Below are 26,204 nucleotides of genomic sequence, written 5' to 3' on the forward strand. Positions count from 1 at the left end.
GGTTAATATTCCAATACTGGCATATGCAGCGATGGGGTGACGGAGTAGTGAAAGATCCGCGAACTGACGGAATAGTTCGTTAAAGGGAGTAGGTATTGGTTTGGTAGGCAAATCCGCCAGACTAGCTGAACCTGATAGTACCACAATGCTTCGGCAGCGTGGATAGTGATCCTAATCAGACTTCCAAGAAAAACCTCTAAGTAATGTATATGGCACCCGTACCGTAAACCGACACAGGTAGTCAAGGAGAGAATCCTAAGGTGCTCGAGTGATCCGTGGCTAAGGAACTAGGCAAAATGGCCCTGTAACTTCGGGAGAAGGGGCGCCTCCTCTGTAAAGAGAGGCCGCAGTGAAAAGGCCCAGGCGACTGTTTAGCAAAAACACATGGCTTTGCGAAATCGAAAGATAAAGTATAAGGCCTGACACCTGCCCGGTGCTGGAAGGTTAAGGGGGGATGTTATCCGTAAGGAGAAGCATTGAACTGAAGCCCCAGTAAACGGCGGCCGTAACTATAACGGTCCTAAGGTAGCGAAATTCCTTGTCGGGTAAGTTCCGACCTGCACGAATGGTGTAACGATCTGGGCACTGTCTCAGCCACGAGCTCGGTGAAATTGTAGTAGCGGTGAAGATGCCGCTTACCCGCAACGGGACGAAAAGACCCCATGAACCTTTACTATAGCTTCACATTGGTATTGGGTAAATGATGTGTAGGATAGGCGGGAGACTTTGAAGGCGTGTCGCTAGGCATGTTGGAGTCGTTGGTGAAATACCGCCCTTTATTTATCTGATGCCTAATCCCTAAAGGGAGACAGTGTGTGGTGGGTAGTTTGACTGGGGTGGTCGCCTCCAAAAGAGTAACGGAGGCTTTCAAAGGTACCCTCAGCACGCTTGGTAACCGTGCGCAGAGTGCAATAGCAAAAGGGTGCTTGACTGTGAGGCCTACAAGCCGATCAGGGTCGAAAGACGGATATAGTGATCCGGTGGTTCCGCATGGAAGGGCCATCGCTCAAAGGATAAAAGGTACTCTGGGGATAACAGGCTGATCTCCCCCAAGAGCTCACATCGACGGGGAGGTTTGGCACCTCGATGTCGGCTCGTCACATCCTGGGGCTGGAGAAGGTCCCAAGGGTTGGGCTGTTCGCCCATTAAAGTGGCACGCGAGCTGGGTTCAGAACGTCGTGAGACAGTTCGGTCTCTATCTGTTGTGGGCGTTGGAAGTTTGAGAGGACCTGACTTTAGTACGAGAGGACCGAGTTGGACTAACCGCTGGTGTACCAGTTGTGCCGCCAGGTGCATTGCTGGGTAGCTACGTTGGGCAGAGATAAGCGCTGAAAGCATCTAAGTGCGAAACTCCCCTCGAGATGAGACTTCCTTTAAGGGACGTTATAGATGATGACGTTGATAGGCTGCAGGTGTAAAGGCAGAAATGTCATAGCTGAGCAGTACTAATTACCCGTAGACTTTCCGTAACGCATGGCTGTCCTTGTTTACAGGGACAGCCTGCAACACCTAATCTTGTGTGATACTCTTACAATTAATATGTCATAAAATATTTAAGATTTTATGGTGATTATAGCGGTGGGGCCCACCTCTTTCCATTCCGAACAGAGAAGTTAAGCCCACTTGCGCTGATGGTACTGCCTTTACCGGTGGGAGAGTAAGTAGTCGCCAACCTTATTGATCTAAGGGTCACTTTTTAAGTGACCCTTTTTTTATGCCCATTTTTTTTAGCTGTCAGTAGGAGGAATTTGATGAACGGGTGAAACTCCGTGTCCTTTTGTAGTGAATATTTTTTAGCTTCGGCTTATCACTCAAACTCTTTGCATGATAGCTACTATCACAACTATTATCTTCTTAAATGATTTGGGGTTCTGGGGGCTCTTAGCAGTGGTTATACCGATAATAATTCATCTATTTAATCTTAGGAGGGTAAAAAGAGTTGAGTTTTCTAATACCACTTTGTTAAGGAGAATTAAGGAAGAGAGTTCGGCAAAAAGAAAGCCTATAGAATTATTGGTGTTGTTTAGCAGAATTATGGCGATATCCTTATTGGTTATTGCTTTTGCTCAACCGGTTATTAAGGATGATAGTACCAGTGCTAGCCTTGGGACCGATGTGCTCATTTATCTAGATAACTCTTTAAGTCTGTCTGCGCAAGGAGATAACGGAGCGTCTAATTTTGATGAAATAGTCAATGATGGAAGTTCAATAGCTGATTCTTATCCTGAAGGCGCGTCTTTTCATTTCGTAGAAAATGCATACGGGAATTCCTTAACGACTGGCTTTACTAGGGAGTCCTTGAAGGAGCTTTTGACGGAGGTTGAGCAGGTTGGTGTAGATAGAGATGCTCAGGAGTTATATAGCAGGATTAAGGGTAGTGATTTTGTTGGTGATGTTTACCTTCTTTCTGATTTTCAGGGTAAATCCGATTTTACCTCCATTAGGAAAGATAGTGTCAACCAGTACTTTGTTAAGCTTATTCAGTCGGAGTCATTGGATAATGTTTTTGTTGATAGCGTATTTTTGGAGAATTCTTATTTATCTGGAAAGTTCTCGAACCTGCTTAATGTTACGTTGAGAAGAAACTACAGAGATAATGAGGAAGTCAATATTAAATTGTTGATTGATGGTCAGCTTTATGGGACTGGAGAGGTTGATTTTGGAAATCAGTTGGTTGCTAATCATGTGTTTGAGTTGCAGGGTGCCTTGCCAGGTCTGGAAAGGATAGAACTACAAATTGAAGATCCTACCTTACAGTTTGACAACTCTTTCTATTTATCAATTAATAAAGTTGATAGGGTAAGAGTAATAGAAGTTTATGATGAGAATTCTCCCAGCTTTCTAAGCGCTCTTTTTGAAGATAATGAGGCCTTTCAGTTCGATAGAATAGATTCTAGGTTTGTAGATAATGAATTATTGTCCTCAGCTAATTTTCTGCTTATAAATCAAATCCAAAAACCATCTAATCAGTTGATCAGTTCGGTGAATGGCTTATTAGAGTCAGGTGGTACGGTTGTAGTTATTCCAAGCGCTGAAAGTGGTGAGGGAGAGCTGTCTCGGCTAGGGATTAGAGCTAATGCTGAATCTCAAGAGAGGGTTAAGCTATCTTCTCCAGACTTTGAAAACCCACTTTATCAAGGTGTTTTTGAAGATGAAGACGAGAATATAGAAATGCCAGAGGCTACCGTTTCTTTTAGGGTGTTAAATTCAGAACTTGATTATCTACAGTTTGTAAATGGACGGAGTTATCTTTCGAAAGTTATTTCAGATGGAAATCTCTTCTTTTTTGCTTCTCCGTTCGATATAAAATATTCTTCTTTCCCTAGTCATGCTTTATTCGTACCAGTTATGTATAAATTGGCTTTAGGTAGTAAGGTAAATCTCTCTAACCTTTACTATTACACTGACAGTGAAACGGTATTTTTTCCAATAGATGAAGTTAACCCTGGTTCCATTTTTCAAATGAGCTCGGAAGCTGGCCAGCTTACTCCAGACCAAAGAATTGATGGTGATAGATTAGTATTGGAGATTCCGAAGGATTTAATAAGAGCTGGTCATTATTCACTTATGCAGGGGAGTGAGTCCGTTGGGACCCTTTCTTTCAATATTCCGAAAAGTGAGTCCGACCTATCACCATTAGATCCTGCCATCTTTAGTGAATTGGCCGAACTAAATCATGTGACTGTAATGGGACTAGAAGGGGATGGAGACGTAAAGAGGTTTCTTGAGGCTAAAATTATAGGTAAATCTTTGTGGAAGTATGCTTTGCTTGGAGCTCTCTTTTTTCTTTTTGTGGAAATAATTTTAATCCGATATTTGTAGCATGGAGTTTTTGATCCGTTCCGCTCAAATTATAGATAAGTTTTCCCCATTTCATCAATCTCAAAAAGACATTTTAATCTCTAATGGGATCATCAAGCAGATTGATGACAATATTAGTTTTGATGGGGAAGTAATTAGTGCAAAAGGCCTTAAGGTATCGATCGGTTGGATTGATATGAGAGCACATTATCAAGACCCAGGTAATGAACATAAAGAAGATTTAGATTCTGGATCTGCAGTTGCGGCTGCTGGTGGGTTTACGGATGTAGTCCTTCTTCCAAATACACAGCCAGTAACAAGTTCAAAGAATGCTATTTCTTACTTTTCTAAGTGGAATAAAACCTCTTCGGTTCAACTGCATCCTATGGCTGCAGTAACACTGGAGTGTGAGGGCAAAGAGCTAACAGAAATGATTGACTTGTTTACGGCAGGTGCAGTTTGTTTTGGAGATGGATTAAAGCCGATATGGCATACTGATATCATGCTTAAAGGCCTTCAGTACTTACAAAAGTTCAACGGGCTGTTAATAAACAAGGCAGAAGATCAGATGTTGACTGCTTTTGGCCATATGAATGAAGGTCATTCCAGTACATTGCTTGGACTAAAAGGAATGCCAGTTTTGGCCGAAACGGTTATGATTGATCGAGATCTGAAGTTGCTAGAATATGCAGGTGGTAGGCTGCACTTTAGTTTGGTTTCGAGCAGAGAAGGAATTGAGCTGATTAGAGCAGCGAAATCTAAAGGACTAAATGTTACGTGTGATGTAGGTGTTAATTACTTGCAGTTCACGGAGCAAGACCTTTCCGATTATGATACCAACCTGAAAGTTAACCCTCCATACCGAACCGAGAATGATAGAATTGCTCTTATTGAAGCGGTCAAGGATGGAACTGTAGATTGTATAGTGTCGGATCATATTCCACATGATGAGGAAAGTAAGAAACTCGAGTTTGATCTAGCTGACTTTGGTTCTAGTAATCAGCAGCCTTTCTTTTCAGTTTTATCTGAAGTATTTGGAAGCAGAACTGAGGATTATATAGAGTTATTCACTACCAAGCCAAGAGAGTTGTTGAACATGCAGGTGCCTAAAATTGAAGAGGGACAGAATGCTTGTTTGACACTATTTACTGAAGATGCGTGGACTTTGGACTCTCAAACCAACAAATCCAAGAGTGTGGCATCTCCTTTCTATGGTAAGCAACTTAAAGGGAAAGTCTTGGGAATAGTTAATAATGGTCAGTTGATATTGAATTGAAATGAAAGTTAGACCAATTATTCCTCGCCTAGGAGTTCAGTATGGAGCTGTAGGAGGCTTAATGCTTATGCTAGCCTTTGTTATTTTTCACTACCTAGGAATTCCTGGATGGAGTCTAATAACTTTGATTATCTCTGTAGTAGTTATAGGTTTCTTTACCTTTCTACCAATCAAGGAATTCAAAAAATATCATAACGATGGCGAACTCCGGTTTTACCATGGAATGTCCATTGCTTTTTTGAGCTATGTGAGCATGGCACTGGTTTTCACCCTATTGTATTTAATATTTATTAATGTGATTGAGCCTTCTTACTTGCAAGATAAGTTGGACTTTCAGAGAGAACTGGTCATTACTCAGAAAGATCAGTGGATAGATCAGTTCGGAGAAGATAGCTACAATACTCGGGTAGAAGGCCTAAAAGAAATTTCAGCCTTTGATGATGTCTGGAGCGAGTTTATTAAGCGAGTACTCATAGGTTTCTTTTTGGCTCCAATATTTTCTATAATTCTGAGAACTCACAAGCCCAGATAAATGCGTTAATCTTTAGTATATGTCGTTCAAGGAAAAATTTCGTGAATTAGATATTTTGGAGTTAACTTGATGTTATTAAGAATTTTTTGAAACTATCAACCTTAATCATCAAACAATGGAAAACGAGATTTCTACCGGACAATACGCTAAAAAGTGGGGGCTTATCTATGGGCTTGTAACCTTAGTAATAGCTCTAGTTCCCTTAATTCTTGAGGTTCAAGCTCAGTGGACTGGTTTCTTACTTATTGCAGTTGCTATTTTCTGCTATGTTATGGCAACTAAAGAATTCAAGCGAGATAACGGTGGCTACATGACCTTTGGAGAGGGCTTTAGAATATGTATTACTGCCGCCCTAATTGCTGGGGTTTTGAGGAGTGTAGTAAATTACATTTATGTAAAAGTTATAGATCCTGGTGTAACTGACAGAATTGCCCAAGCCATGCAAGATGCATGGAGAGAGCAGGGAATGTCTGAAGAGCAAATTGAACAAATGAGTGGCTTTTCTTCAGGATTTTCTAACCCAGAGATTGGTTTAATTGTTGGTATCATCCTAGTTTTGTTAGGTGGGCTGATTTGGGGATCCATTGTTTCAGCTATCAACAAGAACGAAGCAGAAGAATTCTAAATTGATTGATCTTTCTATAGTAATACCGCTCTTCAACGAAGACGAGTCACTACCAGAACTCATTGAATGGATAAGCCGTGTGAATAGGTCACATGGCTTTTCTTATGAGATAGTGTTGGTAGACGATGGAAGTACTGACTCTTCTTGGCAGGTGATTCAAGCGCTGAGTAAGACCCATCCAATAAAGGCACTACGCTTTGGGCAAAATAATGGAAAGTCGGCCGCATTGAATACGGGTTTCAGAAATACCAGCGGAGAGGTTGTTATTACAATGGATGCAGACCTTCAGGATAGCCCTGATGAGATTCCCGAACTTTATAATATGATTAAGTCGGGTCAACATTTAGTGTCTGGTTGGAAAAAGAAAAGGCACGACCCAATTTCTAAGACATTACCTTCTAAGTTTTTTAATAGGTTAACTAGAATCATTTCAGATATTAAGCTCCATGATTTTAATTGTGGATTAAAGGCTTATGACAGCAGGCTTGTGAAAACGCTAGAAATCTATGGTGAACAGCACCGCTACATTCCGGTTATTGCAAAGCGAAATGGCTTTGGGAAAATAACGGAAAAGGTAGTTGAGCATAGAGCTCGAAAGTATGGGAAGACAAAGTTTGGGTTAGAGCGCATGTATGGCCTTCTAGATTTGCTTTCAATTACTTTTGTAGGCAAGTATAAAAAGAAGCCTATGCACTTCTTCGGTAGCCTGGGCACTCTTTCATTCCTGCTCGGATTCTTAATGGTGCTATGGATTGTATGGGAAAAGATACACGCCATTTATATTCTACATTCATCTGACTATAGAGATGTGGTTGATCAACCTTTGTTTTTTCTTGCAATAGCTGCAATTATCATTGGTGTGCAATTGTTTCTGGCTGGTTTTATAGGAGAAATGATGGTAATGAACAACACACGTAAGAGCGACTATATTGTTGAAGAAACCATAGGTTTAGACTAATGCTTTTCTATTCTGTAGTTGTTCCTGTTTATAATAGACCACAGGAAGTTGCTGAACTACTTGAGTCATTGACCCAACAGACCTTTACTAATTTTGAAGTGTTAATTATTGAGGATGGTTCAACCAATAAGTGTTTAGATGTAGTGGATACTTACCGCTCTAAGTTGAATCTTTACTATTTCTTCAAAGAAAATTCAGGTCAAGGGTTTACTCGTAACTATGGTTTCGCAAAGGCCAAGGGTGATTACATTGTAGTATTTGATTCCGACTGTATTATTCCCAAAGACTACTTTAAAGAAGTAGATTCATTTCTAGAGAGTAATAAGGTAGATGCCTTTGGAGGGCCTGATAAGGCGCACCCAGACTTTAATGACCTTCAAAAGGCGATTAGTTATTCAATGACTTCTCCTTTAACTACTGGCGGTATTAGAGGTAATAAAAAGCATGTTGGTAAGTTTCATCCCCGGAGCTTCAATATGGGGATTTCCAAAGAAGTATTTGAGAAAACCCAAGGGTATAAAATTACCAGAATGGGTGAGGACATTGAGTTCAGTATTCGCATACTGAAGGAAGGTTTCTCAACAGCGCTCATTCCTAATGCTTTTGTTTACCATAAAAGACGGACGAGCTTAAGTCAGCTATATAAGCAGCTTCATTTTTTCGGAAGGGCTAGGATTAATGTAAATAGGTTTTGGCCTGGTGAGGTAAAATTAGTGCACCTCTTGCCTCTATTCTTTGTACTGGGTTTGTTAGTTTGGCTTTCAACCTTATGGCTATATATGCCACTGTTTAAGGTTGGGGCGGTTTTGCTCTGCCTGTACTTTACTATTATATTTTGGCATAGCACTTTAAAGAGCCACAATATTAATGTGGGCTTTCTCAGCATGATAAGCTCTTTTATGCAACTCCTTGGTTACGGTATGGGAATGATTGCAGAGGTAATTAAGCCCAGAGGAAATCAATTCTTTGCGCAGAAATAGATAATTTCATTTGCAGGAAGCGCATACCTGTTTACTGTTTCTGTAGGCAGTTCCATCACGTATCTATCTTCTGTTACTTTAAAACCCGCTTTTTCTAACCTTTTCCCGTAATCTAGACCGAAGAGTCTCACGTGATCAGATTGCCAGTAGATTCGCTCTCGCTCTTTCGGGTCTGTAATGCTTGGATCTTCTAGTGTTTCTTGGCGGCTATAGTCCTGCGGAGATTGGATAATTGCCCAGCCTCCAGGCTTTAATACTCGGTGAATCTCGGACATCGCTTTTATATCGTCATCTACATGCTCCATTACATGGTTGCAAAACACCACATCGAACGTGTTGTTATCGAATGGTATTTCATGAACATCCATTTTTACATCTGCTAAAGGAGACTCTAGGTCGGCAGTGGTATAGTCTAGATTATCCATTGCCTTAAACTTATCTATAAAGCAAAGCTCAGGGGCGATGTGCAACAGCTTTTGTGGCTGCGTAAAGAAGTTGGTTTTGTCTTTTAGGTAAAGCCACATAAGCCTATGTCTCTCTAGAGATAATGAGTCAGGGCATAAAGCGTTGGGCCTTGGGTTCAGTCTTCCATATGGCAGAAACTTTCGGTAACTAATTTCACAGATAGGGCACTCAACATTATTGCCCCTCATGAATAGGCTTATGAACCTTAAGAAATAGTGACTAACATACTGAAGGTATTTACGAGGAATATACCTCAGCGCTAAACTTATGATTTTCTTCATTGTCTAAGTTTCGGACAAATATAGACATGTTAAATTTTCGGACGCTCGCCATCCAAACAGAGATGTGCCGAAATATGAATAATATTTACCGCTCCTATAAATCAGAAATTTTCCATTAAACCTTTAAACCCTCGCAAACATCTAAAAATCAACGGTTTTGTGCTCTAGGGCTTACGAACAAATAAAAAAGTTGGAGGTTGTGTAGTAAGTCCGTTAAACCTTAAAGTGTCTCAGCTAACTAATTATTTCAGAGGCATTAAAGTTTTTTAGGTGGACGAAAACCAACTAAGAATAAACATAATTTCGCAAACGAATTTAGAATAGACAAAAAGTCATGAAGAAGAAACTGATCATTTTCGGTGTTGTTGTTGTCACCGTTATCATTGTAGCAGCCACTGTTTTTAACCCGTCTTCGGCTGAGGAAGGTCCTGCACTTTTCACTACTGCTGAGCGCGGTGAATTCACTGTTGAAGTAACATCTACAGGAGAGCTTTCAGCTGAAAGGTCTACTAAGATTATGGGGCCTCTAAACGCTCGAGAGTATGGAATTAGACAAATCTCTGTTCAAAGATTAGTAGAAGAAGGTACTCAGGTAAGAGAAGGAGACTTTGTAGCTCAATTAGACCCGAGTGAGCTTTATGATAAAATTCAACAAGAAAAAGACCAGTTAGATGCACAAATAGCTGAGTTTGACAACGCAAAGATCGATACTGCACTTACTCTTAGAGCGGAAAGAGATAAGTTGATCAATCTAGACTATCAAATTGAAGAGAAGCAGCTTCAGTTAGATCAGTCTCAGTACGAGCCACCAGCTACAATCAAGAAATATGAGAATGAGCTAGAAAAGCTTCAAAGAGATAAAGTTAGAGCTAAAGAAGAGTATCAATTAAAAATTGAGCAGGCTAAGGCTAAAATGATTGAGGAGACTTCTGACTTAAGAAGAAGACAAAATCGTTATGACGATATGCAAGAGGTATTGTCTGATTTCACAATTATGGCGCCTCAGGCAGGTATGGTTATCTATACCAAAATGGGAAGTGAAAGAGTAGTAGAAGGTTCTCAGATTAATGTATGGAGTCCGGAGGTAGCTGAACTTCCAGACCTTTCTAGTATGATTTCTACCACCTTTATCAATGAGGTTGATATTAGAAAAGTAAAAGTAGGCCAACAAGTTGAAATTGGATTAGACGCTTTCCCTGAGAAAAGATTAACAGGTAGAGTAACTAGAGTTGCTAGAGTCGGTCAGCAGAACCCTAACTCTGATGCTAAGGTATTTGAAGTAATTGCTAGAGTAAACGAGCGTGATGGTGACTTAAGACCAGCCATGACTACTAGTAATATTATTATTACTCAGAAATTGGAAGATGTAGTGTATGTTCCATTAGAGTGTTTGAACACTTATAATGATTCAATTAACTACGTTATCAAGAAGAACGGTACGCTTCAAGAGGTGAAAGTTGGGTTAACTAACAGTAACGAGGCAGTAATAGAAATGGGTGTAGAAGAAGGTGATGTGCTTTACCTTTCTAGACCTGAAGGAATAGAAGGAAAAGAGCCTAAGCTTATCCCTGAACTAAACGGTACTAGAAACCAGAAGTATGAGGTTACTGAGCCTGAAAATATGTTAGATGATTCTAAGTGGGTATTACCAAATGGTCAGCCTATGTCTGAAGATATGATCCAAAGATTGAAAGACAGAGGTATCACAGACCCTTCTCAACTTCAGAATATGATGAATGGTCGTGGTGGCTCAAGAGGTGGTCAAAGACCACAAGGTGGGTCAGGAGCTGCAAGATCTGGTCAGGCAGGTAATTAATCATTGAAGCCCTCTTTTTATGAATAAGAAAAGTATAATGTCCAATTTCTACATTGCGCTAGAGGCAGTGATAGCCAACCAAGTAAGGTCTTTACTTACAGCATTGGGTATCATCTTCGGTGTGGCAGCTGTAATTGCCATGCTAGCCATTGGTAATGGTGCGCAAAGTGAAATTTTGGAACAAATAGAACTAGTTGGGGTGAATAATATAATTGTTCAGCCTAACATAGAACAAGTAGAGCAGAAGATTGGCGCCTCTGAAGAAGAGGAGTCTAAGAAGTTTTCTCCAGGCCTTAAGCTTCTAGATGTAGAGAGCATTAAGAAAACCATTCCAGGGGTTCAGAAATTGAGCCCTGAAATTATGTTAGAGAGCTACATTATAAAGAATGGAATAAGAAGAAGCTCAAAGCTTGTGGGTGTTGAACCCTCTTATTTTGAAGTAGCAAATTTTGAGCTGTTAGATGGAGAAATGTTCAACGATAAACAGCTAGAGCTTGGTATGCCAGTATGTATTATTGGCAAAGGGATAGCTTCTAAATTCTTTCCAAGAGAAAACCCTATTGGTCAAAAGATTAAGGTGGGTAACCAATGGTTAGAAGTTATTGGTGTGCTTAAGGAAAGATTTATCTCTGAAAAGGCCATATCTAATCTAGGTATTAGAGACTACAACATGGATGTTTACACCCCAATTCAAACAGTTCTTATCCGCTACATTAATAGAGACTTGGTAACGGGCTCTGGATTGAAGAAAAGCTTTGGTGGAATAAGCGTATTCGGTGGCTTTAGAGGCATGATTTCTTTTAGCTCATCGGATAACAGTAGCAGCGACAGCAAGCCTACAAACTATCACCAAATAGATAGACTTGTGGTGCAGGTTGAAGAATCTGAAAAGTTAAACCCTACTGCCGATGTTTTGGCCAGAATGTTAGAAAGAAGGCATTATGGGGTGGTAGATTTTGAAATTACCATACCTGAGTTGCTGTTGAAACAACAGCAGAGAACACAGAATATTTTCAATATTGTATTGGCTGCAATTGCTGCAATCTCTCTACTGGTTGGTGGTATTGGTATTATGAATATTATGTTGGCCTCTGTGATGGAGCGAATCAAAGAAATCGGATTGAGACTTTCTATTGGCGCTAAATCATCAGATATTGTTATGCAGTTTCTTTTTGAAGCCGTAATGATTTCGATTACTGGAGGAATAGTGGGTGTAATTTTAGGTATAGTTTTGGCCTATGCGGTGTCTAGCTTGGCAGACTTTCCAACGGCAATTAGCCTTACATCTATTTTTATTTCATTTGGTGTTGCTGCTACAGTAGGGTTGGTCTTCGGAATTACCCCTGCAAGAAGAGCTGCAAGCCAAGATCCTATCACATCATTAAGACACGAATAAACCATTTAACAATATGAAAAAGGTCATTTTTACAATTGCAGCACTTTGTTGCTTGGTTAGTGTATCACTATCTCAAGAAAAAAAAGTGCTTACACTAGAAGAAACAATCCGTTTAGCAAAGGAGAACTCGAGAAGTGCTAAGCAAGCAGAGACTTCCAGAATATTAGGTTATTGGAGTAATCAGGTTTTTAAATCTCAAATGAGACCACAGCTTTTATTAAGAGGTACTCTACCTGCATATGTCAATAGAGCAACTCCTATTATTCAGCCAGATGGTTCGGTTCAGTATAGAACTGTTAACCAAAATAATTCAGAGCTTCGACTTGGCTTGGAGCAGGTATTACCTTGGACTAATACAACAGTTTCTGTAGATACGAGGCTTCAGCGATTCGATGATTATGATGGAGATGTTACTAGGTATCAAGGTGATCCAGTGAGCTTTTCTATAGAACAGCCTTTGTTTGCTGTTAATGAATTCAAGTGGAATAGGCAAATAGCTCCATTGGAATATGAGCAATCCAAAAGAAGTTATGTACAAGCTATGGAAGAGACTTCTAGAATTGCAGCGCAGTTCTTCTTTAGGCTATTGGTTGAACAAAAGAACCTAGAAATTGCTATTCAAAACGAACAGTCCAATGATACCATCTATCGTATAGAAGAGGGAAGATATAATATTGGTACATCAACTGAAGATCAGCTGCTTCAAACAGAACTGAACTTGTTGACTGCTCAGACTGAAGCGCAACAAGCAAGATTAGATGTTCAATCTACTTCATTAGAATTGAGGAATTTTATAGGCTTGAGAGATGATGTAAGCCTTGAGTTAGTTCCTCCTGCTGAAGTTCCTGAGTTCTACATAGATGCTGAAGAAGCTTTACAATACGCTAAGGATAATAGGGCAGAATTTCTTGACTTTAGGATTCAAAGATTAGAGGCTGAGAGACAAGTAGCCTCCGCTAGAGCTCAAAGGTTTAATGCTAGTCTAGGAGCAACTTTTGGATATAATAGTGCACAGACTACTGATTTAGGGGATGTCTATGACGGTAATAATGTAGCTACGGGTTCTACGGTTAACTTATTTTTCACCCTTCCTATTTTGGATGGAGGTAGAAACAAGGCTAGAATGAACCAAGCAAAAGCAAGACAAACAAATACTGAGTTTACAGTAGAGCAAAACGAGATCAACTTTGAGCAAGAGATTACTAATGCTGTTAGAAACTTCGATCAGATTAGAAATCAAATTGAGATAGCTGAGAAAAGGCAAGCTATTGCTTTAAAGGGATTTGAAATTACTAATGGAAGGTACTTGGCTGGTAAAGTTGGGATTTTGGAATTAAACAATGCTCGTGAAACAAAGGACTCAGCAGTAAGAAACTATGTGAGTGCTCTGCAACAGTATTGGGTTGCTTATTATGAGTTGAGAAGCTTAACTCTTTATGACTTCCGTAATAATGAATTGCTTTACAATCCATTATTGGAGTATGATCCTAAGACTGACTCAGTGATTGAGGTTCAGCCGAAGAGATAAATAGAAATAGATTTTGTCTATTCGAAGGCCCCGTGACTTGATGTCCGGGGCTTTCCTTTTTTACATACCTGTGTAGTTGAACGGGGTAATTCTTCCCAACTCTTCCTTCACTTCTTCGCTCACATTCAGGGTTTGAATAAACTCCTTAATAGTCTGTTCTGTGATTTTAGAATTTGTGCGAGTTAGCCCTTTAAGTGCCTCATAAGGTTTAGGGTAGCCCTCTCTTCTAAGAATAGTCTGGATGGCCTCTGCAACTACAGCCCAGTTATCTTCTAAGTCGGCATCTATTGCTGTTTGGTTCAACTCAAGCTTGTTAATTCCTTTTACTAGAGACTTTAGGCCAATTAGAGTGTGGCCCAGTGGAACACCAACATTTCTTAGTACGGTAGAATCGGTAAGGTCTCTCTGGAGTCGTGAAATTGGGAGTTTAGCAGACAAGTGCTCAAATACAGCATTAGCAATCCCGAAGTTCCCTTCAGCATTTTCAAAGTCTATAGGGTTTACTTTGTGTGGCATGGCCGATGAGCCAACTTCACCCTCTTTGATTTTCTGTTTGAAGTAGTTCATGGAAACATACTGCCAGATGTCTTTAGAGAAATCGAGCAGAATGGTGTTAATCCTTTTTAGTACATCAAACAATGCAGCCAAGTGATCATAATGCTCAATTTGAGTAGTAGGATGACTTCTATGAAGTCCTAAGTACTCCTTTACAAAGTTATCACCGAATTCAATCCAATTAGTTTCAGGGTAGGCTACATGGTGAGCATTGAAATTACCAGTGGCGCCACCGAACTTAGCTGCAAACGGAATATCACCAAGGTATACCAATTGCTCTTCAACCCGAGTAGAAAATACAACCATTTCTTTACCTAGCCTAGTAGGAGAAGCAGGTTGTCCGTGAGTTTTGGCTAACATGGAAACTTCTTTCCAGCTTTCAGCCATTTGCTTAATAAGGTCATTAACCTCTAAAATAGCAGGCTCAATTACTTCATGCAGTCCTCGTTTCAATGAAAGAGGAACTGAAGTGTTGTTAATGTCTTGCGAGGTTAGTCCAAAGTGAATAAACTCTTTCACATCGCTTAGTCCTAGGCCATCAAATTTTTCTTTCAAGAAATACTCAACCGCTTTTACATCATGGTTGGTTGTTTTTTCTATTTCCTTAATGCTTTGAGCATCAGAAATGCTAAAGTTTCTGTAGACATTTCTTAGGTCTTCAAAAACGTTTTGGTTTACTCCTTCAAGCTGAGGGAGTGGCATTTCGCAAAGCGCAATAAAGTACTCTACTTCAACCTCTACTCTGTATTTAATAAGAGCGAACTCTGAGTAGTAAGCCGCTAAGTCTGCGGTTACTCTTCTGTATCTTCCGTCTACCGGAGAAATGCCTGTTAAGCTGCTTAAATCCATGAAAAGCGATTATTTTTTTGGAAAGCGCAAAGATAAGCAATCCAAATTCTTGAACCTGAGAAATCAAAGGCAATGTATTGGCATATACTTCATTCGTAAGGCATTACTCATTATTTTTGCCAGCAAATGAACCCTTTGGTTTACATTGGGTTCTTACACGAGAAAATAGATAACTATGGCTTTTGGCTTATTCAAGAAGAAGAAAGATAAGATTGAAAAACAGGATACTGGCATTATCAGTCTCAAGGTGAAGAATGTGGTGAAGGAAACCGCTGATGCTGTTTCTATTCATTTTGAAAACCCAGAGAATGGTAAGATTAATTATAAGGCTGGTCAGTTCTTTACCCTTATTGTAAATGTTAATGGGAAAGAGGAAAGAAGGTCTTATTCGGTTTGTTCTTCACCAGAAGTAGACGAGTTTCCAGCTGTGGCAGTAAAGAGAGTAGAGGGGGGTATTGTTTCTAATTACTTGAATTCAGAAGTGAAAGCTGGAGATACAATGCAGGTTATTCCACCTTTAGGAAATTTCACTACAGAATTCTCAGCCAATAATTCTAGAAACATAGTTCTAATTGCTGGAGGAAGTGGAATTACACCCATGATGTCTTTAGCAAAATCGGCTTTGAACATTGAGCCAAACTCAAAAGTGACTTTGTTATATGCCAATAGAAATGCCGGATCTATCATTTTCAAGTCACAATTAGAGGCTTTAAAAGACCGATTCGCTCAACTGGAAGTAATACATGTGCTGGAGAGTAATGACGATAATTACGGACAGCACCAAGGCTATATTTCTCAATCTATTGTTCAGCAGGTAAAAGAGTCTGTTAACGATGCTCAGGCAGAATACTTTGTTTGTGGGCCTACTCCGATGATGGATATAGCCATTAACTCACTTAAAAACCTTGGTGTTGCTGAAGGACTGATTAGAAAGGAAAGCTTTACGCCAAGCTCAAGTGCGGTTGAGCCTACTAATGAATCTGAAGAAATTGTAGCAAGAGAGGTTACGGTTATTCTAGATGGAGAAGAGCACAAATATACTGTTGAACCAAAAGAGACTATTCTTGAGAAGGGTTTAGATGAAATGATAGACCTTCCGTTCTCTTGCCAAAGCGGATTGTGTACTGCTTGTAGAGGTAAATGTGTATCGGGTAAAGTGAAAATGGATGCTAGTGATGGCCTTTCTGAAGCGGAGCTGGAAGAGGGCTATGTGCTTCTCTGTGTGGGGCATCCTATGACTGACGATGTTGTAGTGGAGATAGGTTAACAGACCTTTCTCTACATTATCTTTCTGTTATTCTCCCGACCTTTTAGGTTTTCCTAAACCATTGGCTTTGGGTTTGTGTTCTATATTCATTAACTCACAATATGGATATTTCCACAGCCCAGGTAGGTCGGCAGCAAGAACTTACCAACCGTTTTAATGAAGTAAGGCAACTTACCTTAGAAATCTGTGAACCGCTTCAGCCTGAAGATTTTGTGGTTCAACCCGTAGTAGACGTGAGCCCCCCTAAGTGGCACTTGGCTCACACAACATGGTTTTTTGAGATTTTCATTCTTAAAAAGTATGTCTCAGATTACCGCTTATTCGATGACGATTACCCCTTCTTATTTAATAGCTATTATGAAAATGAGGGAGATCGGTGGATTCGCTCGGAACGCGGAGTATTGAGTCGCCCTTGGGTTAAGGAAATCATGGCTTACAGAAGCTATGTTGATGATAGCATGTTGCAATTTTTAAAAACCACTGAGCTCAATGAAGAGCAGTTGAATGTTTTTGAAATTGGACTTAACCACGAGCAACAGCATCAAGAATTGATGGTGTACGACATCAAGCATATTTTAGGCATCAATCCGTTATTTCCTACTTATAAGAGGAGCAACCTTCCCGACTATCAACCTAATTTAAAGACCAACTGGCTTAGGGTTGATGAAGGTGTTTATGAGGTTGGCTATGAGGGTAAAGATTTTCATTTCGATAATGAGGAAGGTAAGCACAAAGTTTATCTGCCCGGATTTCAGGTTCAGGATAGGTTGGTTACTAATGGCGAGTTTCTGGAGTTTGTTGAAGATAGTGGCTACGGAAATTTCAACCATTGGCTAATGGAGGGCCATGAGTGGGTAAAGAAAGAGAATATTAGAGCTCCTTTTTACTGGATAAAAGAGGAGGGAGAGTGGTTCTACTTTACGCTTGGAGGAAAGGAGAAACTGAATCTCGATGAGCCGGTAACTCATATTAGTTTTTATGAGGCAGACGCTTTTGCCAAGTGGAAGGGGATGAGATTACCTACGGAATTTGAGTGGGAAGTAGCTTGTAAGCTTCACTCGCCAGAAATACCTGCGGAGGCCAATTTTATGGACAGCCGCAACTTCCGAACTATGCCAAGAGTGGGCGCTAACCCACAGTTCTATGGCGATGCTTGGGAGTGGACCAATTCGGCTTACTTGCCTTACCCGCATTACCAAAAAGTAGATGGCGCCTTAGGCGAATACAATGGTAAATTCATGATTAACCAAATGGTGCTAAGAGGAGGCTCATTTGCTACCATGGCCAATCATATTAGGCCAACTTACAGAAACTTTTTTCATCCACACCTGCGTTGGCATTTCACAGGTTTTAGACTGGCAGAATTCACCTAACATGGAGCATACAATAGAGGTTAACAAGACGTTCGCAAAAGATGTAGTGAATGCTTTAAACCAAACCCCAAAGCAACTCCCTTCAATGTATTTTTATAATGCCGAAGGGGATAGACTTTTTCAGAAAATTATGGCTTTAGATGAGTACTATCTCACTAGGGCGGAAATGGAAATTGTAAAAAGCCATAGGGCTGAAATTTTAAAAAGCTTCTTAGGGGGCGATGCTAACTTTAGGTTGGTTGAATTAGGTGCTGGCGATGGAACTAAGACAAAAGTACTACTAGAGCACTTCGTAAATGAGGGCACCGACTTTGTTTACAGTCCTATAGATATTTCTCAAAGTGTACTGAATCAATTAGAGGAGGGGGTGCTCAAGGCAGTTCCTAACCTAAAGATAGATTGCATTCAAGGAGATTATTTTAAAGCATTAAGCGAGCTTAATTCTAACCACCTACAAAAGGAGGTACTGCTTTTTCTTGGCTCAACCATTGGTAACTTCGGGCTAGAAGCGGGTAAGAATTTTCTTAAAGAATTGAGTAATAATCTCTCTAGCGGAGATATGCTGTTCATAGGTTTCGATCTAATGAAAGACCCTAGAGTAGTGCTTGCTGCTTATGATGATAGAGAAGGTGTTACGAGAGATTTCAACCTCAACTTACTAAAGAGAATTAACGATGAATTAGATGCTGACTTCGATGTAGATAAGTTTCAGCATTACCCAACTTATAACCCTATTACGGGAGAGACCAAGAGCTATTTGGTGAGTAGAGAGGCTCAGCAGGTTCACTTCAAAGCAATTGATTATACACTAGAACTCAAGCAATGGGAGGCTATTCACACTGAGGTTTCTCAGAAATACTCATTCCAAATGATCGAAGAATTTGCTCAGTATGCTGGTTTCAAAATTGTTCGCCACTTTACTGATAGCAAAGAGTTGTTTGTAGATAGTCTCTGGGAAAAAGTATAGGCTACTTTTTGAGGCCATTAAGAATTAGGTTGGCCAGTTTTGAGCCAACCTCTTCTGGGCTTAAATTTCCTGTGGGTTTGTACCAGTTGTGGGTCCAGTTAAGTGATGATAGAATGGTAAGCATCATAAATTTTTCATCTGCTTCGTGAAACTCACCGCTTTGCATACCGTCTCTGAGGATTTTTATAAACCTGCCTTCATAGTCGTTTTTCATGGCCAAAAATTCCGAAAGGTATGGCTCACTTAAGTGTCTCCATTCGTGAAAGAAAACGGCAGAAGCATCAGTGTTTTTAGTAATCACTTTTACATAGCAAATAGCAGCCTTTTCCATTTTAGCAGCATGGTTGCCCGACTCCATTTCTACTTCTTTCCAGGCGTCAAAAAATTCATCTGCCATTCGGAAACATATCTTTTGAAGTATTTCTTCCTTAGATTTGATGTGTGAATAAAGACTGGCCGCTTCTATGCCTAGCACCTGAGCAAGGTCTCTCATAGAAGTGGCCGCGTAGCCTTTTTGTCGAAATAGTTTGGTAGCTTTTTCTTCTATTTGTTGCTTGCGCGTTTTCTTTACCACAGTTTCCATTTAACAAAAGTAATGAGGCTAACAGGTGTTAGCAAGTATTCGAATTTGGCTAATATAGACACTCTATGGAATTAAGCGACCCGCAATTCAATAAAAGTACTTTTATCAAGCAGTTAGAGTCTGTTGTTTATCTTTTTTTAGTGCTCCCACTTTTAGCCTTTGGCTGGGTTTTTCTTGAGAAAGATGGAAATGGTAGCCTCCGATCTGTAGTTTTTGAGAATCCAGACCTGATGTTTCATGGAGTAATGTTCATTGGGGTAGGATACATTATTGTAAGAACAACTGCTACTTGGACTAGAGATGTGCGTAGAGCAACAGACAAGGTAAAGGAGTTAGACGTGAGGCTGAAAATGCTCAAGAAGCCGATAATCTATAGGAATGTATTATGGGCACTGGGTGCTGGAATAGGTGCTTATGGATTGTACGAAAAAGGAGACATGATTTACGCGCTTGTCTTTACCTTGTTTTTGATTTTAATTACAGCCAACCGACCTTCTGGCAGGTACTTTTCTAAACTCCTTAAGCTTAAGGGGGATGAGAAAAAGTGGATGGAAGCATAGTAAAACAAATAACCATTTTTATATGAAAAACACACAATTGGAACCAATCAGGCTTATAGGTTTGAGACTTGCTGGAAAAACGAGCAATGAGAACGGGCAGTCTAGTAAAGACTGTGGGGAGTTATGGCAAAAGTTTGAAAAGGAAGCTATTGCAGATCAGATAGCAGGTAAGCTCAATAACGCTATATATGCAGTGTATTTTGATTATGATGGAGATGAAAATCAGCCATTTTCTTACTTTATTGGTTGTGCAGTACCTGAAAACGCAACCGTTCCAACCGGTTTGCAAACCTTAACCGTACCAAGTCAGACATATCAAAGGTTTTTGGCTAAAGGAGTGATGCCGGAGTGTATTACCGATGTATGGAAGTCTGTTTGGTCGAGTAATGTGAACAGGAGTTTCACCTACGATTTTGAGGTATATGACGAAAGAAGTGCTAACTGGAGCGATGCAGAAGTAGATGTGTTCATTGCTATAGATTAGGCGTAAAGGGAGAAAAAAAGGGATATCCAAACCGAGGTTTAAATATCCCTTTCAAGTATTATTCTTAAAGAGTTTAAAAAGTAACTCCTATGGTTATTGGGTTTAGCTGCGGACCTCTCCCTTCTTCAAATAGCTCATTCATGTCGTAAGTCATGAACATATCGAAACCATTAATTCCTATTTGCGCTCTTAGCCCGTATCGGAAATCGTTCACGAAGAACCCGCCTTTTTCTTTATCCTTCTGTCTACCATCATCATTACGATAGATGTATTTTGCCTTGTTGCTTAACCTTAGGCCAACATAAGGGCCAACACCAATTCTGAAGCCTCTACGTGCACTAAACCCAACACGAACATCGTCCTCCATAAACCTTCTCACTACGCGTTTTCCTCTTCCGAAGTCTAGCATAGGAACTGCCTGAAAACCAATGTAAGTTACTTTTAGCTTACTTTTGAGCACGCTGTTGGCATTGGTGTCTTCTATAAAGTTCAGCTGACCTCCGTTAGGGTCTAAGCGAGTGGCGGCATTTTCAAATTTGAAATTATACCAGCTAAATCCACCGCCCCACTCTAAGTAAAGAGGCCCGGAAACATAGGTAGTATGATTCCATAAAAGGCCGACATAGTTTGAGCTGATTGGCTTCACCTGATACAAATCGCTAGAAGAAGGAAAGTCACCGTTTTTCAAAAAGTTATTAAAACCGAACTCAAGATTAAGGCCTTTCAAAGTACCGTGATCGTGCTGTTCGTAATACTCAATTGTGTTGGAGTTACGTCTGCCTCTCCAGTTGCTATCATAGTCCCAGTCCCAATCCCAACGATCTTCAACTTCTACTTCCATACCAAAAAAGCCTATGCGTAAGTAAAAGTCATCATCAGAAATATAGACTTTGTTGCTTTCATGCTTAGGGATACTGACCACAGTATCTAATTTTTCGTAGTCTCCATAGCGCATCCAGCGCCACTGAGCTTGTGCTTGTGAGACTGACATGACCAGTATCAGTCCCACGATGATAGTTTGAGTAATTTTTTTCATGTTGTTTGTAAGTTTTGAGTTCGTATTAGAATACAATTCCGAATGTTACTGGAGTTAGCCTTGGAGCATCTACATCTTCATTGAAGAATTCTACCAAGTCATAGTTGAAGAACATATCAAAGAAATCCCATCCAATTTGTGCTCTAAATCCGTATTTGAACGAGTTAATATGAAAGCTGTCCTTAACTTTTTCCTTCTGCTTGTTGCCATCGGCATCATCAAACTTCATCTTGGTATTGCTGCTTATTCGGTAGCCACCATAAACTCCGAAGCCAACGCGGAAATCTCTATATCTGCCAAAAGCAATGGTGGGAACAAAGTGTACATTTAAGTACCCTACATTGATTTTACTTTTTCTACCAGTAATATCTGCCAGCTCCTGAAATACTATGCCATCATCTTCTTTCACTACTTGTACACGAGTGTTTTCAAAGGCATAATCCATTAAGCTAGCGCCAATACCCCAGTCTAGATAAAGTGGGCCTAGTATATTAGTTACATTGTCGAAGTTTACGCCAAAGTACCACGAGTTAATTGGTATCAAGCTGTAGGCTTTATCACTGTTTGGCAAATCTCCATCTTCTAACCAGTTGTTTAAACCTAGGTAGAAGTTTACAAAGTTTTGAGTGCCTCTTCTCGGGTAGTACTTGTCTATGCCGAAGCTTCTGTCTCTTCTATTTGTTGTGCTAGAGAACTCTGCAGAACTAGTTGGTTTTTCTACTCTCAGCGAATTGGTTGGTGTGTACTCCGTTAAGTTTTTTGAAGGAGTTAAACCCTTCTGAAATACGCTTGAAGTAATTGATAGATTGTCTGAAAGACCATTTTGGCCGTAGACATTTGGGCTCACCAAGCATGTGACCAACACGATAAGTGAGGCAGTTTTAAAGATAGTTTTCATTGCTAATAAGTTATTTTGAGTTTAGACTATTGTTGTTTCAAATCAGAGTCTTCTTCTTTTGAGTCTTCGGCTTTATCACCGTATTTAAGATCGTTGCTAACCCATTCGTTCTTGGACTTTCTCATTTCAGAAATGGCCTTTGCTCCGCTATTAACACTTTTGGCCATAGATACTATGCCGTCTAAGAAGCCAAACTTTTTCTTGCGTTCGTTTTCAAGTGCATCCCTTCCTTCTGGGGCAATAGAAAAGCTCTCCTTCAAGAAGTCTGTGTTAATAATAAAGTCTGATTTCGATAGGTTTCGAGCCATAAATTGTGGCTTAAGAGCCCTTGGCTGAATAAGTTCTATTTTCAGCTCAAAAGCTTGTTCATTCATTTCTTGAAATTCGGCCTGAATCTCTTCTTGAATCTCTTTTGAGCTTGCTGAATTATCTGCTACTAGTAAAGGAAGTTGATCAATTTCATTTGAGATAGGATCAATTTTCTCTGTAGGAACAGTCTTGTTTTGAACAGGATATTCTTGTTGATTTTCTTCCTGAGCTAGGGTGCCTTTGTTAAGGCTCTCGGGTTGGGCTTCTTTTTCAGAAAGAATTTCCTGCTGTTGTAGCTGAGCTTGCTGCTTGTTGTCTAATGCTAACCAACTAACTGCAGCTAATAGTGTAAAGCTAGCTGCTATGCTAATCCAGAAGATTGCACCTTTCTTCTTCTTTTGTGGAAGGCCAGCTTCTATTTTATCCCATGCGCCAACTGGTGCGCTAGCTTTGTGAGATTCAAGTCCGTTACGGAAGAGTTCATCAATTTTATTACCCTTCATGGCTCATTAATTTATCATTCATAAAACGCTCTGCCTCGATCAAAAGCTTTTGTAAATGTGCTCTTGCTCTACTCAACTGAGATTTAGAAGTGTTTTCACTTATGCCCAGTTGTTCGGCAATCTCCTTGTGTGAAAAACCCTCAATAGCGTAGAGGTTGAAAACCGTTCTGTAACCGGCCGGAAGTCTGTTGATCATTTTCATGAGGTCTTCTTCTTCCAGGTGATCGCTAAGCTGACTGTAGTCGGGCTCGCGCTCTGCATTTTCAATCTCTACCTGCATATACAGGCTTTTATTTTTTCGGATGTATGTGAGTGATTCATTGACCATTATTCTGCGAACCCAGCCTTCAAAGCTGCCTTCACTCTTAAATTGGTCTATTTTGCTGAACACCTTCATGAATCCGCATACCAAAACATCTTCTGCCGCCTCTGGCTCATTGATATACCTGCGACATATAGAAAACATGAGCCCTGAGTACTTTTCGTACACGTCTCTTTGCGCTTTTCTGTCGCCTTTACGGCAATCTTCTAAGAGCCTCTCTTCAGTTTTTGACCTTTTGATTTGAAGCATGTTTTGGTTGACTACACAAGGTAGATGTAGGAATGATAAATAACGTTGCACGCATGTTGTCAATTTTTTTATTTAACAGACATGCGTGCAGGTTAAAGATAGTAAATGTATTGTTATTCAGTTAGTTGTGTATTCTAGTATTGGCTTATAATTGCTGAATTTGATTTGTCTTTTATATCCACTTTAGGAGAGCCTTTGTATCTTACCGAAGAGAATCCGTTGGCTTCTACAGCTAGGTATTCGGTAATATTTAGTCTAGCTCTTGCTTCTGAATTTGTAGTTAGCTTACAGTCTACAACTTCTCCATCATACCCGTAAAACCTACTTTTGTCCATTACTTCCATGGTTAGGTCGTCAATAGTTGCATCAGAATCTACTCTGCTCTCTTGCAGTGCCAATAAGGATAGACGCTGAAGACGGCCAGTAAGCTGAAGTCGAGCTTGGTCTGTTAACACAATTCGGGTGTCTACCAAGCTAGTGCCATTCACAGTTACATTGGCATCGTCATTAAGGCTTAGGTTTTTTAATTCTGGAAGTTGAATGATCAATTCTGTGCCGCGCCAATTGTTAAAATCATCTTTAGCTGAAATGATTAGGTTGCCTGCATTAATTCTAAAGTTTAGTTCGTCAAACTTATTGCTAGAGCCTTCTGCTGTTACTTCATATGTTTCTCCATGCTTAATAGTCACAGGTAGTCCGGTGTAAACCGAAATCTTTTCAAAGTCGCTGTACTCAAAGGTTTTTGAATCAGAGTTGCTGGTTGAGCCATCGTTTTCTTCATCAGCCTCTTCTTCACAAGTAAGACATATTAGAGTGCCATCGTCATCGAGCATCCACGTATTTCTGTAAACCTCCCACCAGTTGTAACGGTAGCTGAAGTAGTTGAGCAAGTTGCCCATGTCGGTATTGATTTTGAATGGTTGGTTCGCAGGTATATGTAGCGTAATATCTAAGTCTTGGAACCTAAACTCAGCATCTTCAGGCATGGTAAGTTCATTGTCGAAGACGATCTCGTTTCCTGTAACTCGATATTCGTAAGCTATTTCTTCTGCATTTCTATCAGCATCTTCAATGTTTCTACCTCTGGCTGTAGCTCTTTTGTCTATTCTCCAAGTGTTATCTCTACTAACACGAATGTCTAGGTCGGTAAATTCTGACTTGTAGCTGTTGTTACGTCTATACCTTCTTCTGTTTCTAAATTCAGAACTGTATTCTTTGCTCTCGCTTAATGAGAGTGTAACGGTATCTGCTTCTATGTTTATCACTTCTGAAACATCGTGATAGCCCTCTTCTCTGAAATCACGAACTACATTCGGCACAGTGGCAAATGTTCCCAAAACCGAGATCATCCAAATACCCAAAATACTCCAACCTACAGAGCTGCTCATCACTTTTCGCTTGGCAATAATGGTAATGCCTGCAATGAACAAGTATAGGAAAGGAATGAAAATCGCAGCAAAGGCGAAAAGAATTCCTATTTCGGGTAGCGTGTTATAGAAAATATGAAGTGGGAAGTCTGAGTCGTTAAACATAAACCAATCACTATCATGAAGCCCCAATAATACTCCTGCAGTAACTAAAAGGCTGAACATTGCAGAGATTCCGACTATGGAAATAACGGCTCCTATAAATATTCTAAAGGCAGCGGCAATGAACAAAAGGAGAGGGGTTAATGCACTACCAATTGCTCTAAAGATTCTGCCGATTAAGCGAAATGGGAATAAAAGGATTTTAGTAAAAGCTCCTTCTCCCTTGGGATTAAGATCTTCTTCTTTGCTTCTTTTTATGTTAGAATCGATATTAGAAAGGGTTACTTTTTGCCCTTTCATCTGCATTTTGTCTGTAAGAGATTTAGCCTGCGGACCAATGATCCACAGGACTATATATGCTATGATACCTACGCCTCCGAAGAACAGAACTATAAAAATTATCCGGAATACGATGGAGTCTGTCCGGAAGTAGTTGGCCAAACCAGAGGCAACACCTCCAAGTACCCGATCGTCTGGGTCGCGGTAGAATTTCTTAATGCTTTCATCTTCTTTAAGCTCTCTTGAACCTGGAACTGCTATCCAAAGAATGATGTAGCCTAAAAGGCCAAAACCTGTACCAAGCAATAGTAAGAACCCTACTCTAAACCATATAGGGTCCGCATTGAAGTAATTGGCCAAACCAGACCCCACACCACCTACAATCTGATTATTCAGGTCGCGGTATAGCTTTCTTTTTTCGTAAGTGTTTTGGTATTCCTGCTTTGCAGAAGATTTGTTTTCCGTTTTGCTCTCCTTTGGCTCGCCAGCAGGTGTAAAACCAGCTTCTTCTTCCATGGCTTCAAAGTCAGATATTTTCCCCATGGTGCTTACAAGCTGATCTATGTCTTCATTAGAGATTACTTGTTTACCATCTTCATCTAGTTTTTCTAAGAAAAGCTCAGCGATACGGCTCTCTATATCCGCAATAATTTCTTCACTTTCTTCATAGCTACTGAAGTACTTATTGATAGAGTCTAGGTAGTCTTTGAGTTTTTTATAACCATCTTCTTCGATGTGAAAAATGATGCCGCTTATATTGATACTTATGTTCTTCTTCATGAC

At 40.1% G+C, this 26,204-nt stretch carries 22 protein-coding genes and 2 rRNA genes (1 of these 24 only partly in view); 16 read left to right on the forward strand and 8 right to left on the reverse strand.

Features of this window, described 5'->3' with window-relative positions:
- From T7867_RS09330 to T7867_RS09365, 8 genes are all read left to right on the forward strand, one after another.
- A 23S ribosomal RNA gene (locus tag T7867_RS09330) occupies positions 1-1,469 on the forward strand (it extends 1,405 nt beyond the left edge of the window).
- A gap of 93 nt (positions 1,470-1,562) precedes the next feature.
- Positions 1,563-1,674, forward strand: a 5S ribosomal RNA gene (gene rrf / locus T7867_RS09335).
- A gap of 150 nt (positions 1,675-1,824) precedes the next feature.
- A complete protein-coding gene (locus tag T7867_RS09340) occupies positions 1,825-3,822 on the forward strand; it encodes a BatA domain-containing protein (RefSeq protein ID WP_273515253.1) in 1,998 nt (665 codons plus the stop codon).
- A gap of 1 nt (position 3,823) precedes the next feature.
- Positions 3,824-5,077 (forward strand): dihydroorotase, encoded by a 1,254-nt coding sequence (locus tag T7867_RS09345; RefSeq protein ID WP_068218851.1) that lies wholly within the window; start codon positions 3,824-3,826, stop codon positions 5,075-5,077.
- Between the two features lies 1 nt (position 5,078).
- On the forward strand, positions 5,079-5,609 hold the full coding sequence (locus T7867_RS09350; RefSeq protein WP_068218849.1) for a DUF4199 domain-containing protein: 531 nt from the start codon (positions 5,079-5,081) through the stop codon (positions 5,607-5,609).
- Between the two features lie 115 nt (positions 5,610-5,724).
- Positions 5,725-6,234, forward strand: coding sequence for a DUF4199 domain-containing protein (locus T7867_RS09355; RefSeq protein WP_068218845.1), 510 nt, complete (start codon positions 5,725-5,727; stop codon positions 6,232-6,234).
- 1 nt (position 6,235) lies between these two features.
- On the forward strand, positions 6,236-7,192 hold the full coding sequence (locus T7867_RS09360) for a glycosyltransferase family 2 protein (RefSeq protein WP_068218860.1): 957 nt from the start codon (positions 6,236-6,238) through the stop codon (positions 7,190-7,192).
- Entirely contained in the window at positions 7,192-8,172 is a 981-nt protein-coding gene (locus T7867_RS09365; protein WP_068218842.1) for a glycosyltransferase, read from the forward strand. The genes T7867_RS09360 and T7867_RS09365 overlap by 1 nt, the downstream gene beginning before the upstream one ends.
- Here the strand turns inward: T7867_RS09365 and T7867_RS09370 are convergent.
- Positions 8,151-8,918, reverse strand: coding sequence for a class I SAM-dependent methyltransferase (locus T7867_RS09370; protein WP_068218839.1), 768 nt, complete (start codon positions 8,916-8,918; stop codon positions 8,151-8,153). The genes T7867_RS09365 and T7867_RS09370 overlap by 22 nt on opposite strands.
- A gap of 334 nt (positions 8,919-9,252) precedes the next feature.
- Here T7867_RS09370 and T7867_RS09375 point away from each other — a divergent pair, with 334 nt between their 5' ends.
- The 3 genes from T7867_RS09375 to T7867_RS09385 are packed head-to-tail and all read left to right on the forward strand — an operon-like array spanning position 9,253 to position 13,658.
- Positions 9,253-10,734: an efflux RND transporter periplasmic adaptor subunit gene (locus T7867_RS09375; RefSeq protein ID WP_084375618.1), complete on the forward strand. Its 1,482-nt coding sequence runs from the start codon at positions 9,253-9,255 to the stop codon at positions 10,732-10,734.
- Between the two features lie 19 nt (positions 10,735-10,753).
- On the forward strand, positions 10,754-12,130 hold the full coding sequence (locus tag T7867_RS09380; protein ID WP_068218835.1) for an ABC transporter permease: 1,377 nt from the start codon (positions 10,754-10,756) through the stop codon (positions 12,128-12,130).
- A gap of 13 nt (positions 12,131-12,143) precedes the next feature.
- Positions 12,144-13,658 carry a TolC family protein gene (locus T7867_RS09385; protein WP_068218832.1) on the forward strand — a complete coding sequence of 505 codons (1,515 nt, stop codon included), beginning with the start codon at positions 12,144-12,146 and terminating at the stop codon, positions 13,656-13,658.
- Positions 13,659-13,718: 60 nt separating this feature from the next.
- Here T7867_RS09385 and purB read toward each other — a convergent pair whose 3' ends face one another.
- Positions 13,719-15,062, reverse strand: a complete 1,344-nt coding sequence (purB, locus tag T7867_RS09390) for an adenylosuccinate lyase (protein WP_068218829.1) — start codon at positions 15,060-15,062, stop codon at positions 13,719-13,721.
- 175 nt (positions 15,063-15,237) lie between these two features.
- Here purB and T7867_RS09395 point away from each other — a divergent pair, with 175 nt between their 5' ends.
- From T7867_RS09395 to egtD, 3 genes are all read left to right on the forward strand, one after another.
- The gene (locus tag T7867_RS09395) at positions 15,238-16,329 is read left to right on the forward strand and encodes a ferredoxin--NADP reductase (RefSeq protein WP_068218826.1); all 1,092 of its coding nucleotides are present in this window, start codon (positions 15,238-15,240) and stop codon (positions 16,327-16,329) included.
- A gap of 101 nt (positions 16,330-16,430) precedes the next feature.
- Positions 16,431-17,702, forward strand: a complete 1,272-nt coding sequence (gene egtB, locus T7867_RS09400; RefSeq protein ID WP_068218823.1) for an ergothioneine biosynthesis protein EgtB — start codon at positions 16,431-16,433, stop codon at positions 17,700-17,702.
- Position 17,703: 1 nt separating this feature from the next.
- Positions 17,704-18,669: an L-histidine N(alpha)-methyltransferase gene (gene egtD, locus T7867_RS09405; protein WP_068218820.1), complete on the forward strand. Its 966-nt coding sequence runs from the start codon at positions 17,704-17,706 to the stop codon at positions 18,667-18,669.
- Position 18,670: 1 nt separating this feature from the next.
- On the opposite strand, the gene T7867_RS09410 is transcribed toward egtD, so the two are convergent.
- Positions 18,671-19,252: a TetR/AcrR family transcriptional regulator gene (locus T7867_RS09410; protein WP_273277210.1), complete on the reverse strand. Its 582-nt coding sequence runs from the start codon at positions 19,250-19,252 to the stop codon at positions 18,671-18,673.
- Between the two features lie 65 nt (positions 19,253-19,317).
- Here T7867_RS09410 and T7867_RS09415 point away from each other — a divergent pair, with 65 nt between their 5' ends.
- Positions 19,318-19,812, forward strand: coding sequence for a hypothetical protein (locus T7867_RS09415; protein ID WP_322300120.1), 495 nt, complete (start codon positions 19,318-19,320; stop codon positions 19,810-19,812).
- A 22-nt stretch (positions 19,813-19,834) separates the two neighbouring features.
- Positions 19,835-20,296, forward strand: coding sequence for a GyrI-like domain-containing protein (locus T7867_RS09420; RefSeq protein ID WP_322300121.1), 462 nt, complete (start codon positions 19,835-19,837; stop codon positions 20,294-20,296).
- 73 nt (positions 20,297-20,369) lie between these two features.
- Here the strand turns inward: T7867_RS09420 and T7867_RS09425 are convergent, their stop codons facing one another.
- The 5 genes from T7867_RS09425 to T7867_RS09445 form a co-directional block, all read right to left on the reverse strand.
- Positions 20,370-21,332 carry a hypothetical protein gene (locus T7867_RS09425; protein ID WP_322300122.1) on the reverse strand — a complete coding sequence of 321 codons (963 nt, stop codon included), beginning with the start codon at positions 21,330-21,332 and terminating at the stop codon, positions 20,370-20,372.
- A gap of 25 nt (positions 21,333-21,357) precedes the next feature.
- Positions 21,358-22,230, reverse strand: a complete 873-nt coding sequence (locus T7867_RS09430) for an outer membrane beta-barrel protein (RefSeq protein WP_084375617.1) — start codon at positions 22,228-22,230, stop codon at positions 21,358-21,360.
- A gap of 26 nt (positions 22,231-22,256) precedes the next feature.
- A complete protein-coding gene (locus T7867_RS09435; protein WP_068218804.1) occupies positions 22,257-23,042 on the reverse strand; it encodes a hypothetical protein in 786 nt (261 codons plus the stop codon).
- The gene (locus T7867_RS09440; RefSeq protein WP_068218799.1) at positions 23,032-23,613 is read right to left on the reverse strand and encodes an RNA polymerase sigma factor; all 582 of its coding nucleotides are present in this window, start codon (positions 23,611-23,613) and stop codon (positions 23,032-23,034) included. Before T7867_RS09440 ends, T7867_RS09435 begins: the two co-directional genes overlap by 11 nt.
- A gap of 134 nt (positions 23,614-23,747) precedes the next feature.
- On the reverse strand, positions 23,748-26,201 hold the full coding sequence (locus tag T7867_RS09445; RefSeq protein WP_185101233.1) for a PspC domain-containing protein: 2,454 nt from the start codon (positions 26,199-26,201) through the stop codon (positions 23,748-23,750).
- Positions 26,202-26,204: the final 3 nt, after the last annotated feature.

It is taken from the genome of Roseivirga spongicola, from assembly GCF_034376045.1.
In the GTDB taxonomy this organism is placed as follows: domain Bacteria; phylum Bacteroidota; class Bacteroidia; order Cytophagales; family Cyclobacteriaceae; genus Roseivirga; species Roseivirga spongicola.

What these genes read in the sequence shown, in the direction of transcription:
- T7867_RS09370 (WP_068218839.1), bottom strand. Translation starts at nt 8,918, where the DNA reads ATGAAGAAAATCATAAGTTTAGCGCTGAGGTATATTCCTCGTAAATAC.
- T7867_RS09440 (WP_068218799.1), bottom strand. Translation starts at nt 23,613, where the DNA reads ATGCTTCAAATCAAAAGGTCAAAAACTGAAGAGAGGCTCTTAGAAGAT.
- T7867_RS09375 (WP_084375618.1), top strand. Translation starts at nt 9,253, where the DNA reads ATGAAGAAGAAACTGATCATTTTCGGTGTTGTTGTTGTCACCGTTATC.
- T7867_RS09380 (WP_068218835.1), top strand. Translation starts at nt 10,754, where the DNA reads ATGAATAAGAAAAGTATAATGTCCAATTTCTACATTGCGCTAGAGGCA.
- T7867_RS09395 (WP_068218826.1), top strand. Translation starts at nt 15,238, where the DNA reads ATGGCTTTTGGCTTATTCAAGAAGAAGAAAGATAAGATTGAAAAACAG.
- T7867_RS09355 (WP_068218845.1), top strand. Translation starts at nt 5,725, where the DNA reads ATGGAAAACGAGATTTCTACCGGACAATACGCTAAAAAGTGGGGGCTT.
- T7867_RS09445 (WP_185101233.1), bottom strand. Translation starts at nt 26,201, where the DNA reads ATGAAGAAGAACATAAGTATCAATATAAGCGGCATCATTTTTCACATC.
- T7867_RS09340 (WP_273515253.1), top strand. Translation starts at nt 1,825, where the DNA reads ATGATAGCTACTATCACAACTATTATCTTCTTAAATGATTTGGGGTTC.
- T7867_RS09365 (WP_068218842.1), top strand. Translation starts at nt 7,192, where the DNA reads ATGCTTTTCTATTCTGTAGTTGTTCCTGTTTATAATAGACCACAGGAA.
- T7867_RS09430 (WP_084375617.1), bottom strand. Translation starts at nt 22,230, where the DNA reads ATGAAAACTATCTTTAAAACTGCCTCACTTATCGTGTTGGTCACATGC.
- T7867_RS09415 (WP_322300120.1), top strand. Translation starts at nt 19,318, where the DNA reads ATGGAATTAAGCGACCCGCAATTCAATAAAAGTACTTTTATCAAGCAG.
- T7867_RS09435 (WP_068218804.1), bottom strand. Translation starts at nt 23,042, where the DNA reads ATGAAGGGTAATAAAATTGATGAACTCTTCCGTAACGGACTTGAATCT.
- egtB (WP_068218823.1), top strand. Translation starts at nt 16,431, where the DNA reads ATGGATATTTCCACAGCCCAGGTAGGTCGGCAGCAAGAACTTACCAAC.
- purB (WP_068218829.1), bottom strand. Translation starts at nt 15,062, where the DNA reads ATGGATTTAAGCAGCTTAACAGGCATTTCTCCGGTAGACGGAAGATAC.
- T7867_RS09385 (WP_068218832.1), top strand. Translation starts at nt 12,144, where the DNA reads ATGAAAAAGGTCATTTTTACAATTGCAGCACTTTGTTGCTTGGTTAGT.
- T7867_RS09410 (WP_273277210.1), bottom strand. Translation starts at nt 19,252, where the DNA reads ATGGAAACTGTGGTAAAGAAAACGCGCAAGCAACAAATAGAAGAAAAA.
- T7867_RS09345 (WP_068218851.1), top strand. Translation starts at nt 3,824, where the DNA reads ATGGAGTTTTTGATCCGTTCCGCTCAAATTATAGATAAGTTTTCCCCA.
- egtD (WP_068218820.1), top strand. Translation starts at nt 17,704, where the DNA reads ATGGAGCATACAATAGAGGTTAACAAGACGTTCGCAAAAGATGTAGTG.
- T7867_RS09420 (WP_322300121.1), top strand. Translation starts at nt 19,835, where the DNA reads ATGAAAAACACACAATTGGAACCAATCAGGCTTATAGGTTTGAGACTT.
- T7867_RS09425 (WP_322300122.1), bottom strand. Translation starts at nt 21,332, where the DNA reads ATGAAAAAAATTACTCAAACTATCATCGTGGGACTGATACTGGTCATG.
- T7867_RS09350 (WP_068218849.1), top strand. Translation starts at nt 5,079, where the DNA reads ATGAAAGTTAGACCAATTATTCCTCGCCTAGGAGTTCAGTATGGAGCT.